Genomic DNA, 14112 nt, shown 5'->3' with positions numbered 1-14112 from the left:
ATATAAAAAAGCCCTATCCCATAAAGGATAAGGCTTTTTTCATTTTAGTATGCTTGGAAATACTGCTCTCTTTCCCAAGGGTGAACTTGGGTTCTAAACATATCCCATTCGATTTCTTTAGCTTCAACGAAGTGTTCCATGGCGTGCTCGCCAAGTGCGTCGACGAGAACTTTGTCGGCTTTTAGCTCTTCAAGCGCTCCTTTTAAGCTACCAGGAAGGGCTTCAATGCCTTCGTCTTTAAGTTCTTGCTCATCCATTACATAGATGTTGCGGTCTGTTTCTTCTGGTGCTTGAAGCTTTCTTTTGACACCATCAAGACCAGCAGCGAGCAGTGCAGCCATTGCCAAATATGGGTTGGCAGATGGGTCTGGGCTTCTCACTTCAATTCTTGTACTTGCTTTTCTAGAAGAAGGAATTCGCACAAGTGGACTACGGTTACGTAATGACCAAGCGATGTATACCGGCGCTTCATAGCCTGGAACGAGACGCTTGTAAGAGTTCACAATTGGGTTTGTAATTGCTGTGAACGCTTTGGCGTGATCGAGAATCCCAGCTAAGAAATGCATCGCTGTTTCACTCAATTGGGAAGGCGTGCTCTCATCGTAAAAAGCATTCGTCTTTCCTTTGAATAAAGACATGTTACAATGCATCCCCGAGCCGTTTACACCAAATAGTGGTTTTGGCATAAATGTCGCATGCAATCCATGCTTTCTAGCAATCGTTTTTACAGCTAGTTTGAACGTTTGGATGTTGTCACACGTAGTGATCGCATCGGCATATTTGAAATCAATTTCATGTTGTCCTGGTGCTACCTCATGGTGAGACGCTTCAATTTCGAAGTCCATGTCCATGAGTTCAAGTACGATGTCACGGCGGCAGTTTTCACCTAAGTCTGTCGGAGCAAGGTCAAAGTATCCGCCTTTGTCATTCAACTCCATCGTCGGCTCGCCTTTTTCATCGTTTTTGAAGAGGAAAATTCTGGTTCAGGTCCAATGTTAAAGTCGGTAAAACCGAGCTCTTCTGCCTGTTTGAGTACACGCTTTAGAATGCCACGCGGGTCGCCTTCAAACGGCTTTGGTTCTTCGCCTGGTGCACCTGCTCATAGATGTCACAAATGAGACGAGCAACTTTGCCTTTTTCCGGCGTCCAAGGGAAAATGACCCAAGTATCAAGGTCCGGATATAAGTACATATCTGACTCTTCAATACGAACAAATCCTTCAATTGATGAACCGTCAAACATCATTTCATTATCTAACGCTTTCTCAAGCTGATCAACCGGGATTTCAACGTTTTTAATCGTCCCTTGAAGGTCAGTAAATTGCAGTCGAATAAACTTTACGTTTTCTTCTTTTGCCAGTCGCGCAATATCTTCTCGCGTATACTTTGCCATGTTTCGTCATTCCCCTTTTCGTTTAATAATTCAAAAAGCAATGTATGTGACTTCCCCACAAAGTCTATGTGGAGAAGGTAATACCGGATTATGATCTAAAAAAGTGAGACAGCTGTCCTTGAATCATGCTTGCTTTCGTTTCGTTTGGATGATTCACTGCTTCTCGCTTCAACCGTTCACGAAGCTTTTTTAGTTCTTCACGCTCACGCACTTCTTTCTCGCGCTCTGCTTCTTGTTCTTTCATCATTTCCTTAATGCCTGCCATGTTCACGCCGCGATCAGTGAGCTGCTTGATATCAAGGAGAACATCGACATCCGCAAAAGAGAAAAGCCGCTGGTTGCCATCCGTCCTTGCGGGTCTTACAAACCCGTGTGTTTCATAATAGCGAATTTGTCTTGGCGTAAGGCCTGTTAATTCCTTCACGATACGAATCGAGAACAAAGGCATGTGCAGTCGTTCACTTTGCTCCAATTGTTTGCTCCTTTCAAGATCAGCACGTGTGATCCATGAAAATATTACGTTGTATCTATGAATATATTACTTAGTTTAAGAGATACAAAATTTCATGTCAACTTTTTTAATCAATTTATGTTAACTTTTTTGACATGAGTGATGCAACATCGTTGCAAGTGCCCGTTTCACCGCAATCTTTACGTGAGCGAACGAGAGTCCCCCTTGAACATAAGCGGTGTAAGGCTCTGTCACAGGTCCATCCGCACTTAGTTCAATACTTGCCCCTTGCACAAATGTTCCAGCAGCCATAATGACGTTGCCATCATATCCTGGAAGCGGACCTGGGACCGGTAATGCGCGGGCATCTACCGGTGAATTCTGCTGAATGCTCTGGCAGAAGCTTACCATTGCGCGCTCTTCCCCAAAGTGAACCGCTTGGATTAAGTCCGTTCGCTTTGTCATTGAGCTAGGTGTCGTATGAAAGCCCGCCTTCTCTAACATAGCGGCTGTAAAATGTGCTCCTTTTACGGCGTCGGCGACGACAGTTGACGCCATGAATACACCTAAAAAGGCGTCATGTAAAAACGGACCGGTTGCCCCAGCTTCAATTCCAATTCCAGGCGCACTTAAACGAGAGGCTGCCCGTTCGACGAATCGAGTTTTTCCAGCGATGTAACCACCGGTTTTGGCAATGCCCCCACCTGGGTTCTTAATGAGGGAACCTGCAATCAAATCCGCTCCAACATCCCCTGGTTCTTCGGTTTCTACAAACTCTCCGTAGCAATTGTCCACGAAGACATTCACGTGTGGGTGATGGGTTTTAATGTGCGAAATGTACGCACCAAGCTCGTCCACAGTAATGGATGGGCGGGAATCATAACCCGAGGAACGTTGAATCACTACCCAGCTCGTTTTTTCAGAAATTGCAGCAGATACAAGGGAAAGATCAATGCGCCCTTTTTTGAGGGGAACGACGTGCGTGTCCATGTTATACTCTTTGAAATTCCCAACCTCGTCGCCTGTCAAACCTAAAACCGATTGCATCGTTTCATAGGGATCGCCGCTAGCATACACTAATTGTTCCCCTGGCCTCATGTTCCCAAATAAAGCTGCACTAATGGCATGTGTTCCCGACACGAAATGCGGACGTACGAGCGCGCTTTCCATCCCAAAGATCCGGGCATACACTTGCTCTAGCTTTTCTCTCCCCTCATCGTCATACCCATAACCGTCCGAACCTACGAGGTGATGCTTTGAAATACCCGCCTCTTGAAAGGCATCCAAAACTTTCGCTACATTTCGTTCACTCGTTTGGTCAATTTGTGTATAGATGTCAGAGAGGTCAATATTGATTTCTTGCTCCCACGTCTCAATTTGATCTGTCATTCTCATTTGTCTCCTTTAGTTGTCTTTGTTCACGTAGCAATTTTGTGAGCGCGCATAACCCTTCACGAAATAACTCTCCGTTTGTTCATCAAAATCTTCCTTTTGAACAATCGTTGTACTTTTTAACCGAGACAATTGCTTCCCATCTCCAGCAGGAACCACTTGTTCGTACGGTTCCATAAAAGAGATGATTTGCTTCTCCAATAAATGCAAAAGCTCTGTCATATTTCTGCCGGTTTTGGCACTTACCTCGATTCGCGGGGCATTGCCTGACACCAACGTTTCCCTGTTCGAGTGATGCTCATCTTGTTTATTCAGTACTGTAATCGTTTCAATACCACTTGCGCCAAGGTCTTGAAGCAGCGCCTCAACGGTTTTCACTTCATCATCTGCATGCTCGCTTGAAGCGTCCACAACGTGAACGAGCAAATCGGCTTCTGTAACCTCTTCGAGAGTGGATCGAAAGCTCGCAATAAGTGTAGTAGGCAAGTCCCGAATAAAACCAACCGTATCACTCACTTGTACTTCTAAGCCTGATGGCAATCGCAGTCTACGAGTGAGTGGATCAAGTGTAGCAAATAACAGATCCTCGGCGAATGCATGTTCATCCGTTAGTGCATTCAAAAGCGTCGTTTTTCCTGCATTTGTATAACCTACGAGCGTAATGTGCAGACGCTCACCTTGTTGTTTTTGATGCTTACGCACATTTCGGTGTTTTTGCACGCGAACGAGGTCCCGCTTTAACTCATCCATTCGCCGGTGAATGTGACGACGGTCGGTTTCTAGTTTTGTTTCACCAGGACCCGGGTTCCAATGCCGCCGCCTAGCCTAGATAGCGATAACCCTTGACCTCTTAGACGCGGCAACAAGTACGTCAACTGCGCAAGTTCTACCTGAATTTTTCCTTCTCGGGTTCGTGCGCGTTCGGCGAAAATATCAAGAATCAACTGGGTGCGGTCAATGACCGCAACACCGGTCGATTCTGCTAGCGATTGTCCTTGCCTCGGGGAGAGTTCATCGTTAATGACGATCAAGTCTACATCTAGCTCCGAAGCGAGTTCTGATAGTTCATCAACTTTACCAGAACCGACATAACGAGACACATCTGCAGTTCTACGGTTTTGTAAACTCGTATGCACAACTGTGCCGTGGGCTGTCGTCACAAGACTTTTCAATTCTTCTACACTTCTATATTGCAAAGCCTCGTCTTTTTTTTCATTGATGACTGCAACAACAATAACTCTTTCCAAAAATGGCTACCTCCTAAAAATCACGATCAGATAAGGTTTTTAATGCATCTACGTCATGTTCATTATGCTCGCGCATCGTTCGAACCGCATGCTGGCGAATCGCCTGCTCAATCGTGTTTCGAATGTATCGTCCGTTACTAAACGGCTCTCTAACTGAGGATTTACGTTGCTGTAACGTTTGCTCAAATTTCGTTTTCGCACGTTCTGTCCAAATGTATTCTCGCTCCACGAGTAAATGCTCAGCAATTCGCATGAGCTGTTGTACTGAGAAGTCCGGAAACTCAAGTTGTAATGGAAACCGAGATGGCAAACCAGGATTTAAATCCAAAAAAGCATCCATTTCTCTTGAATACCCTGCAAGAATGAGAATAAACGACTGTTTATGGTCTTCCATCGCTTTCACAAGCGTATCGACTGCTTCTTTTCCAAAGTCTTTTTCCCCACCTCGTGCCAGTGCATACGCCTCGTCAATAAAGAGAATTCCACCTGACGCTTTTTGCACGAGCTCACGAGTCTTTTGTGCCGTCTGACCAATATATTCCCCAACAAGATCTGCTCGCTCTGCTTCAATAAAATGGCCTTTTTGTAAGAAGCCGAGGTCTTTAAACAACCGACCGAGAAGACGGGCAGCTGTCGTTTTACCCGTGCCAGGACTTCCTTTAAAAATCATGTGCATCGACTGTTCAACGGTCTTCAATTGATGTTTCTCCCGACAACGGTTAATATGAATCCAAGCATAAATTTCACGAACCATTGTTTTGACGTTCTCGACGCCAATCAGTTTTTCCAATTCTTTTTCTGCTTTTTGCAGCAGATAGTGGTGATCGGTTTCTAACGTTGCTGTTTCTCGTTTCTCTTTCTCTTTTAAACGTACGCGGATGCGAGATCTTCCCTGCTGACTGCTGATCATTGTTATCCCTCCGAACAATCACGGGCATTTGCTATAGTGTACGCAAGCAAAGGGAAAGATGTGCAAAAACCGCGTTGCCTACATTATTGTATCGAAAGGAGAAGGAATTTGCACCCAAACGACTGTTCATTACCTAAACCTGCAAACAAGTACTTAGACGCTTTAGCCGCAAAAGGCAGAAAGACGTCTACGATCAAGCGATATCGGTATGACTTATTAGATTATTACTCTTATGTTCATGAACATGTTCAACCTGATGAACAATTGCCCACATATGAATCTCTTTCGAAGTTCTTTACTGAAATTATCGGGAAGCGTAACTATAAATACAAAACGTACAAACGTATTCATACGGTATTGCTCCGTTATGGCGCGTATTTATGTGAGATGCGTTTGCAGTCGATCAATCCCGTCGAAGAAATTACACTTCCAGAGGGCGATGATGATGAAATTTCAGAAGAGGATTTATTTAGTCATCGCGAAGTGGATCAATTGCTCCGTTCTATTCATTCAGACAATGGTCTCTCAGAAACTCAGCAGAAATCCCGGCCGCTTCTAGCTCCACGAAACCTCATTATGATCCGACTTCTCTTGTTTTACGGTTTGCGATTGCAAGAATTGTACGGTTTACAAATCGATGACTGGCAACGGCCCGGTCGCTTACACGTCAAACCGTTAGACGGCGAGGTGCTTCCGCGCACCATTTCACTTTCACAAGCCGACCGCACGTACCTCCGTGATTATCTCGACGTGATTCCAACGCCAGTTCAGCCGATACTCGGAAATGAACACCCGCTATTTATCAGTTTCGACTACCAACGGCAAACGTATCGCTGGTCATATGAAGAAGATATGCCTAAAAGACTCACGATCGTGGCGATGCAAAAAATGATTCGAGAGGAACTAAAACGAGCAGGGCTCCCTCTTGGGCGAAGCGCACAGCACATGCGACATACATTCATTGTTCGTTCCCTTGAAAATGATGAGTCCCTCTCAAGCCTCCAACAAAAACTTGGTTTGCACTCCCCACTCGTTCTTCAACGCTATGAGCAACTGGCCTTAATGGATGAATCGTAGCATTTAATCATACTGAAGCTCACAATTTTTTCGTGTGATCTCCTAACAATGTGGCAATCTGTAGATTGGCACATTCTTCTTTACTCATTTGAAAAAGAAAATCCCGCCTCTTTTAAAAGAGACGGGATTTTCTTTATTCTCCTTGATTCGGATCTAATTGTAGTTGGACGTTCCGCTGCGGAGCAAACGTTGAAATGGCGTGCTTGTACACCAACTGTTGTTTGCCGTCGGTATCAATGATGATCGTGAAGTTGTCAAATGCTTTCAAATACCCACGAATTTGAAAGCCATTCGTCAAAAATACAGTAATTGCGATATTCTCTTTTCGCAACGTATTTAAGAATTGATCTTGAATATTGACGTTTTTCAATACAGGTCCCCCCAATTCATGTCTTCTGTTCATTTCGACACGTCTTGCACGATTCCTTCAAGAAATTTAACAATTCCTTGAAAATCCTCTGACTTCGGTTCAGCACCCATGTCGAACCATGTGACCGTCTCTTTATTTTTAAACCAAGTGAGCTGACGTTTCGCAAATTGTCGAGAATGAATTTTAATTCGATCTACCGCTTGTTCGAATGAGTATTCGCCTTCAAAATAGGCAACGAGTTCTTTGTAACCAATTGCCTTCATTGCTTGAGTATGTGCATACCCTTCTTCGTAGAGACGTTCCACCTCTTGAACCAACCCTTGATCAATCATCCGGTCTACTCGTTGTTCTATACGGCTATACAACTTACTTCGCTCCATCTCCAAACCAATGATAATGACGTCGTAAAGAAGCGTGGGATTCGTTTGTGAGAGAGGAACAGGAGCAGCCTTACCTCTTTGAATCAATTCCAAAGCACGAATGACCTTGCGCGTGTTGTTTTGATGGATGCGTTCCGCTGCCGCCTTGTCCTGTTGCCGCAATGCCTCGTGCAACTCTTCTTTTCCACCCGGTTGATTGGCATGCTGTTCCATCTTTTCCCGCCATGCCAGATTCGCTGGTTGGTCCTCAAATTGCCAATCAGACGTGACGCTTTTCACATACATCCCGGTACCACCGACTAAAATAGGTAGATGACCTGCTTCTCGAACGCCATGAATGGCTTTTTTGGCTTGTCGTTGAAACTCGGCGGCACTGAACGATTCATCGGGAGCTATGTAATTGAGAAGGTGATGGGGAACGCCTTGTCGCTCATTGACTGTTGGTTTTGCTGTTCCAATATCAAGCCGCTTGTACACTTGGAATGCGTCACCGTTGATGACTTCACCATGAAATGCTTTCGCAATTTCAATACTGAGCGCCGTCTTACCGACGGCTGTCGGTCCGACGATGACGACTAATGGTAATCGCTTCACACTGCTGCTCCTTTCTCATAAATCAATTGTGCCGTACGTCACCGTGCCCCGCCTTCGATCTAACCGCTTAAAGCCAAACTCGTCAAACAGGGAGCTTTGTGATTCCGCTTTAAGTACAACCGCTTTCTTAGCGACGCGCAACGCCTCTTGCACGGTTTCTTTGGATAATGCATCATAACATGCAATCTCTTTTAGAGGCTGCAAATGTACAGATTGTTGTACGGACTGTTTAAACATCGGTCCATATAGATCACATCAAAACTATTATCGGCTTGTTTCTGTAAATATTGTCGTTGGTCAACACAGACGACTTGAACTCTTCTCATCGCTTCAACCAATGCAGCATGTTGATCATCGCTCCAATTTTTTAACCCTTCTTGGACGACGCTCGCAATCATCGGTTGCTTTTCAACACCAATGACTTGTCCATTCGTTCCCGCATAAAAACTCGCAACAATACTGTCACTACCAAGCCCTAATGTCACATCCAAAAACGAATCTCCTGGCATCAATCTTGAGGCGATCACTAACGGATCGCCTTCTCCATTTTGCAGTCGTTGGATACGTAATGTTGCCATGCTCGGATGGAAAAAGAACGGTTCTTTCGCTCTCGAATATACCACGTCTCTACCGGCTTTTCCTACCATATATACGTGCGGGTGATGCGCATGAAATTCTGTAATTGTCTGCTTGTTTCGCCGATGGTAAGGCAGCTCAAAATCGGCGGCAATTTGCTCGGCACGAGCGACCATTTCCTGTGTAGGCTTACGACTTGTCGTAATCATCGGCGTATGCTCCTCACCAAAATAAAAGAGGTGCGCCTTTAACTTGGCTGCACCTGGTTCATTGTATTAGTGTTTCTCCGAAAACTTGTACAAAACGTATGCCATGACAGTGGCAACGAGCACAGCTGCAAATGTGATGCCGAGGATGGCTACAAGATCCATTGGTGTCATCGTTCTCTCTACCCCTTTATCTCTAGTTGTATCGTCTACTATAGTCGTTATTGTACCATATCTAAGACGAGCTTGCATTACGTACCGTTTGCTTAATTCATCACTCTCTTAAACATTTTCTCCAATTCATACGTAGATATATGAACAAAAATATTCCTGCCATGCGGACACGTAAACGGCTGGTTGCACGACCGTAATCGTTCTAACAGATGAAAGATTTCATCTGTTCGCAAATGCCGATTCGCTTTGATAGCTTGTTTACATGACATAAGAATTGCGGCTTCTTCTCGAATTTGGACAGTGTCAGGCTTTTTTAATTGTAATGACTGGGCAGCGAGTTCCCGAATCGTCTCTTCTTCATGCCCTTTCGGGAACCATACCGGGTGCGCCGTCACACGGTACGTATTCGTACCGAACGGTTCCATCCTCAAGCCAAACGCAGCAAATTCGTCTTGCACTTGCTCCATTTGCATAAACTCTTCCGACGTAAAGTCCATCGTAAACGGGACGAGCAACTCTTGTTCGTCTCGCTGCTTTTCATGAAGTTTCTCGTGAAATTCTTCATAATAGATACGTTCTTGTGCGGCATGCTGGTCAATCATATACAAACCGTGATCATTTTGAGCAAGAATATACGTACCATGAAGCTGACCAATCGGATAAAGAACAGGGATTCTCTCTTTTTGCTCCGTCTCTTCTTTAGGGAGTTCATCCTCTATCGAACGAACAGACGTCGTCTCTTCTGCCTCCAGCTCTCGTTTTCGTTCTATACGAGCAGGTGCGGGCTCTTCTTTCACAACAAGCGGTTCATTCTCTTCACGTTTCTCTCCAATTTCCTTACGTGTTGGCTCTGCAGCACGTTCATAAGAAAGTGGCAGCTCCTGAGCGACAGAAACCGGTGCTGTTGCGCGTTTCGAAGGCGCTGCGGTCGGGATGAACGTTTCTTTTTTGAGCTGAGCGGCAATCGTACTCTCCACCTCTTGAAGCAATTCATCTTCTTTGCTTAATCGCACATCCCATTTGGACGGGTGCACATTTACATCGACTAAAGTTGGGTCCATCGTAATTGAAAGTAGCACAACCGGATAGCGGTGCAAAGGTAAGAGTGTATGATACGCTGACTCCAACGCTTTCACGATTGGAAAGTGACGAATATAACGGCCGTTAATAAATGTGCTCATGTAATGCCTGCTCGCTCGATTCAACTCCGGCCGACCGATAAACCCTGAGATGGTATAGTCTAACGATTCATGGGAGACCGGGAGCATCTGTTCAGCCACTTGCTTGCCGTACACTTGAAAAATGACCGACTGCAAATTGCCATTCCCATTCGTGAATAGAAGTTGCTTGTCATTGTGCTTAAACCGAATCGACACATCTGGCCGGGAAAGCGCCGCCCGGTTGATCACATCGCTTACTCTTCCAAGTTCCGTGTTGACGGTCTTCATATGCTTAAGCCTAGCAGGTGTATTGAAAAAAAGCTCGTCCACAACGATGCGTGTGCCTTGCCTTGCTTTTGTCGTATTCTTTCCAATGAGACGCCCACCTTGATAGCGAAGTTCAATACCAGCTTCACCAGAGACGGCCGTTTCCATCGTCACTTTCGCGACCGATGCAATACTTGGCAACGCCTCCCCTCTAAACCCTAGCGTGCGTATTCGATTCAGATCTGATTCACGGGCAATTTTACTCGTGGCATGCCGTAAAAAGGCGAGTTCAGCTTCGCCGCTTCGAATTCCTGAGCCGTTATCAATAATGGAAATGGAGGCAAGCCCTCCTTCGGTAATTCCAATATCGATTTCTGTACTGCCCGCATCTAGTGCGTTTTCCAACAGCTCTTTTACGACCGAAGCGGGGCGTTCGACCACTTCCCCTGCAGCAATTTTGTTTGATAAGTGATCATCCAACTGTATGATCTGAGCCATTGTCATCCCCTTTCTGAATCATTGATTTTTCGTTGCCACTCATAAATTTTTTCCAGTGCCTGTATTGGCGATAAGTGCAATACATCAAGGTGTTGCACCTCTTGTTCGATCTCACTTTTGCTTCGCTGATCTGCCTTGTCTTGCTTTTTTGTTGACTCCGGCTCCGTTTCTTCGAACAAGACGAGCTGTTCATGAACCTTTGATTCAGGCGTTGGCTTGAGTTCGGTTTGTTCCAATTCTTGCAACAAATGTTCGGCACGGTCAATGACTTGATTGGGCAAGTTGGCAAGCTTGGCTACGTGAATCCCATAACTTCGATCTGCTTTTCCATCTTCAACTTTATGCAAGAAAATAACGTTTCCGTCTTCTTCCTCCGCACGAACATGAACATTTTTTAGCCTTCCAAGTTGTTCTTCAAGAATCGTCAATTCATGGTAGTGCGTTGAAAATAGTGTTTTGCATCGGTTCTTCTCATGAATGTATTCTATGATTGCTTGTGCGAGCGCCATTCCATCATACGTTGACGTTCCCCGACCGATTTCGTCGAGCAACACCAAACTGTTTGCAGAAGCTTGTTGCAATGCATATTCTGTTTCCACCATTTCAACCATGAATGTGCTCTGACCGCTAGCCAAATCATCCGCTGCCCCAATGCGGGTAAAAATCCGGTCAAATAACGGCAATACCGCAAGGTCAGCAGGAACATAACAGCCAATTTGTGCCATTACACTAATCATCGCCACTTGGCGCATGTACGTACTTTTACCCGCCATATTTGGCCCTGTAATGAGCAGCATATCCCGCTCCCCATCTAAGTGAATATCGTTCGGTACGTAGTCACCGACTGGGATCGTCTCTTCAACGACGGGGTGGCGACTCCGTTCGAGCCGAAGTTCCCCGGATTCTGAAAACAGAGGTTTAGTGAAACGTTTCTCTTCACTTGCGACTGAAAAGCTTTGCAATACATCGATCTCGCTAATCATCTTTGCGGCTTGCTGGATGTTCGGAATAAACGTTTGGACTTCTTCTCGAATTTGCAGAAAAAGTTCATACTCCAACGTTTCCATCTGATCTTCTGCATTTAAAATCTTACTTTCCATCGCTTTAAGCTCATTGGTTGCAAATCGTTCCGCGTTTGTTAACGTCTGTCTCCGCTCATACTGTTCAGGTACGAGGTGCGCACTTCCTTTTGACACTTCTAGATAAAAGCCAAACACGCGATTATACCCGACTTTTAGCGTCTTAATTCCCGTTCGCTCACGCTCTGTCTTCTCCAGATCAGAAAGCCACGTCTTCCCATTCTCTGTCGCTTCTCGGTAAGTGTCGAGCTGCTCATTGTACCCAGCGCGAATCATCCCGGCTTCTTTAATTGAGATCGGTGGTTCATCAACAAACGCTTCTCGTAACAGCACTTCTAACGGTGCACACTCTTCGATGTTTTTGCCATATTCGTTTGCAGCGTCTCCAAGCTCTGTAAGTAGCGCGCGGATACCGGGCACTTGTTGCAAAGACTTTCGTAATTGCACGAGCTCTCTTGCATTCACATTGCCGTAAGCGACTTTTCCGGCGAGACGTTCCAAATCATACACGTGCTGAAGCGCCTCTTGTAATGTGCGGCGTTCAATGGGGTTGTCCAAAAATACCGAGACCATTTGAATTCTTGCCTCGATTTGCGATTGGTTATATAACGGTTGTTCAATCCATTTCCGTAACCTTCGACTCCCCATTGCTGTTTTTGTAAAATCTAGCAATCCATATAACGACCCACTTTTCGTTCGTTCACGCAACGAAGCGATAATTTCTAAATTCTTTCTCGTATGCACGTCCATTTGCATGTGTTGCTGATGGATGTGAGTAACAGCGGGTTGCATATGTTGTAACGACCGCTTTTGTGTGTGTGTTAAATAATTGAGCAGTCGGCCAAAAGCCTTGCGTATGAGCGGTTCATTTCCATCATAGAGATGGTCCATATGAGATGGGATTTCTTCTTTCATTTCTATAGACATTGTCATCCCAACAACTGGGAGGAGTGACCCTGCTGCTTCATCAACCACAATCTCTTTAAGACCATCCATATGTAATAACCGATGCATTTCGTGATCGCCGCGGTCCGTCACACCGACCTCAGTTTCTCCTGTCGACAAATCAGTACGCGCATAACCCATCTGTGCGATACCGATTGAAAGCGAGAGTATATATTGATTTTCCTCGGCTTGAATCGCTTTTCCTTCCATGACCGTACCAGGCGTAATGACACGCACGACGTCACGTTTGACGACCCCTTTTGCTGTCGCTGGGTCTTCCGTTTGTTCACAAATGGCAATTTTATAGCCTTGCTCTACGAGGCGAGTAATGTAACTTTCTGCTGAATGGTAAGGAACACCACACATCGGTGCTGCGTCGTCTCCCTTTCCTCTTTTCGTTAAAGTAATTTCAAGTACACGCGCTGCAAGTACGGCATCATCATAAAACAGCTCATAAAAATCACCAAGACGAAAGAACAAAAACGCATCTTCATGTTCTTCTTTGATTCGAAAATATTGCTGCATCATCGGTGTTTGTTTAGACACTTTGTTTCCCCCACTATTTAACGAACTAGAACAAATTATAGCATATTCACGTTTTGATGATGAACGAATTCAATAGAAAAACCAGGAGCAAACCCCCTGGTTAATCTTTCTTATAGCTTTCTTTTTCTTCTTCATGTTTACGATGATCTTCTTTCTCTTTATGATCGTAGTCGCGTCGATCATCTTGTCGTTCACGCTTTCTATTGCCAAATTCTCTTGGAGGTCGGCGATCAAGAAATTTCGGGTCAATCTGATCTTTTAGCTCTTGGTCACTCACTTGTTCGCTCCACTTTACGTCTTCATAATGGGCATCTTCTTTGTCTGGATAAACGAGAATGCTCACTTTTGTCTCCCCAACAACTTCAGCAGCGAACTCTTTCTCAACTTCAACATTCACATCTTTTTCGTTTTTCGCGATTAATGCCTCAATCGTTTGCGGTTGCTTCGTTGCTCTTGCAATGACGTCCAACTCATCGGTCATGAGTTCATCGGGTCTCATCTTTAATGGCACGTGTTCATGGTAAGATACCCGTTCTGTTGCCACATCGGTTTTCGTGTTTTTCTCATAAGAATACCAAACGTTAATATCATAGGAACCTTTAATTTCTACACTGTCCCCTTTACGCTCTGCATCATAACGATGATTAATAACCCAGCACCCTAGTATACTCGTAGGATTGTGCTGCGGACAAATGGTGTGCATCGTTTTGGAGAATTTTCTTCCTTTACCGCAAACGGCTTTCGTAATAATTTCTCTGTAATGTTCAGACACGTCACGTTCCTCCCTTATTTTCGGCATTCCGGCGCTTGCATGCCTCTTCTTATTCATATGTATGACCTAAATGTAC

The 14112-nt window shown here is 45.0% G+C and carries 11 protein-coding genes and 2 pseudogenes; 1 reads left to right on the top strand and 12 read right to left on the bottom strand.

Translation table 11 applies throughout. The features are described 5' to 3' along the window. Nucleotides 1-44 precede the first annotated feature (44 nt). The 5 genes and pseudogenes from glnA to JCM19039_RS02990 form a co-directional block, all read right to left on the bottom strand. Nucleotides 45-1392, bottom strand: a pseudogene (gene glnA, locus JCM19039_RS03010) (type I glutamate--ammonia ligase). Nucleotides 1393-1480: 88 nt separating this feature from the next. After that, nucleotides 1481-1864 (bottom strand): MerR family transcriptional regulator, encoded by a 384-nt coding sequence (locus tag JCM19039_RS03005; protein WP_152550060.1) that lies wholly within the window; start codon nucleotides 1862-1864, stop codon nucleotides 1481-1483. 120 nt (nucleotides 1865-1984) lie between these two features. Beyond that, nucleotides 1985-3238: a methionine gamma-lyase family protein gene (locus JCM19039_RS03000; RefSeq protein ID WP_042423739.1), complete on the bottom strand. Its 1254-nt coding sequence runs from the start codon at nucleotides 3236-3238 to the stop codon at nucleotides 1985-1987. Nucleotides 3239-3247: 9 nt separating this feature from the next. Continuing rightward, nucleotides 3248-4482, bottom strand: a pseudogene (gene hflX, locus JCM19039_RS27705) (GTPase HflX). A 13-nt stretch (nucleotides 4483-4495) separates the two neighbouring features. Beyond that, nucleotides 4496-5398: an AAA family ATPase gene (locus JCM19039_RS02990; protein ID WP_373974962.1), complete on the bottom strand. Its 903-nt coding sequence runs from the start codon at nucleotides 5396-5398 to the stop codon at nucleotides 4496-4498. Between the two features lie 102 nt (nucleotides 5399-5500). On the opposite strand from JCM19039_RS02990, the gene JCM19039_RS02985 reads away from it, so the two are divergent. Beyond that, nucleotides 5501-6469 (top strand): site-specific integrase, encoded by a 969-nt coding sequence (locus JCM19039_RS02985; RefSeq protein ID WP_042423735.1) that lies wholly within the window; start codon nucleotides 5501-5503, stop codon nucleotides 6467-6469. 133 nt (nucleotides 6470-6602) lie between these two features. Here the strand turns inward: JCM19039_RS02985 and hfq are convergent, their stop codons facing one another. The 7 genes from hfq to cotE all read right to left on the bottom strand — a co-directional run bounded on the left by hfq (nucleotide 6603) and on the right by cotE (nucleotide 14036). Further along, nucleotides 6603-6839 carry an RNA chaperone Hfq gene (hfq, locus tag JCM19039_RS02980; RefSeq protein ID WP_042396961.1) on the bottom strand — a complete coding sequence of 79 codons (237 nt, stop codon included), beginning with the start codon at nucleotides 6837-6839 and terminating at the stop codon, nucleotides 6603-6605. A gap of 29 nt (nucleotides 6840-6868) precedes the next feature. Then, entirely contained in the window at nucleotides 6869-7813 is a 945-nt protein-coding gene (gene miaA, locus JCM19039_RS02975) for a tRNA (adenosine(37)-N6)-dimethylallyltransferase MiaA (protein ID WP_042423732.1), read from the bottom strand. Between the two features lie 15 nt (nucleotides 7814-7828). Continuing rightward, the gene (locus JCM19039_RS23565) at nucleotides 7829-8050 is read right to left on the bottom strand and encodes a hypothetical protein (RefSeq protein WP_152550059.1); all 222 of its coding nucleotides are present in this window, start codon (nucleotides 8048-8050) and stop codon (nucleotides 7829-7831) included. Next, nucleotides 8005-8598: a class I SAM-dependent methyltransferase gene (locus JCM19039_RS02970; protein ID WP_081834288.1), complete on the bottom strand. Its 594-nt coding sequence runs from the start codon at nucleotides 8596-8598 to the stop codon at nucleotides 8005-8007. The genes JCM19039_RS23565 and JCM19039_RS02970 overlap by 46 nt, the downstream gene beginning before the upstream one ends. Before the next feature lie 263 nt (nucleotides 8599-8861). Next, on the bottom strand, nucleotides 8862-10694 hold the full coding sequence (gene mutL, locus JCM19039_RS02965; RefSeq protein ID WP_042423729.1) for a DNA mismatch repair endonuclease MutL: 1833 nt from the start codon (nucleotides 10692-10694) through the stop codon (nucleotides 8862-8864). Nucleotides 10695-10696: 2 nt separating this feature from the next. Further along, the gene (mutS, locus tag JCM19039_RS02960) at nucleotides 10697-13264 is read right to left on the bottom strand and encodes a DNA mismatch repair protein MutS (RefSeq protein ID WP_042423726.1); all 2568 of its coding nucleotides are present in this window, start codon (nucleotides 13262-13264) and stop codon (nucleotides 10697-10699) included. Nucleotides 13265-13364: 100 nt separating this feature from the next. Next, on the bottom strand, nucleotides 13365-14036 hold the full coding sequence (cotE, locus tag JCM19039_RS02955) for an outer spore coat protein CotE (RefSeq protein ID WP_307190137.1): 672 nt from the start codon (nucleotides 14034-14036) through the stop codon (nucleotides 13365-13367). Nucleotides 14037-14112 lie beyond the last annotated feature (76 nt).

This window comes from Geomicrobium sp. JCM 19039, from assembly GCF_000698145.1.
Taxonomy (GTDB): domain Bacteria; phylum Bacillota; class Bacilli; order Bacillales; family Marinococcaceae; genus Geomicrobium_A.
The sequence above is the reverse complement of the archived record's forward strand: the minus strand, read 5'-3'. Positions and strand labels throughout refer to the sequence as shown.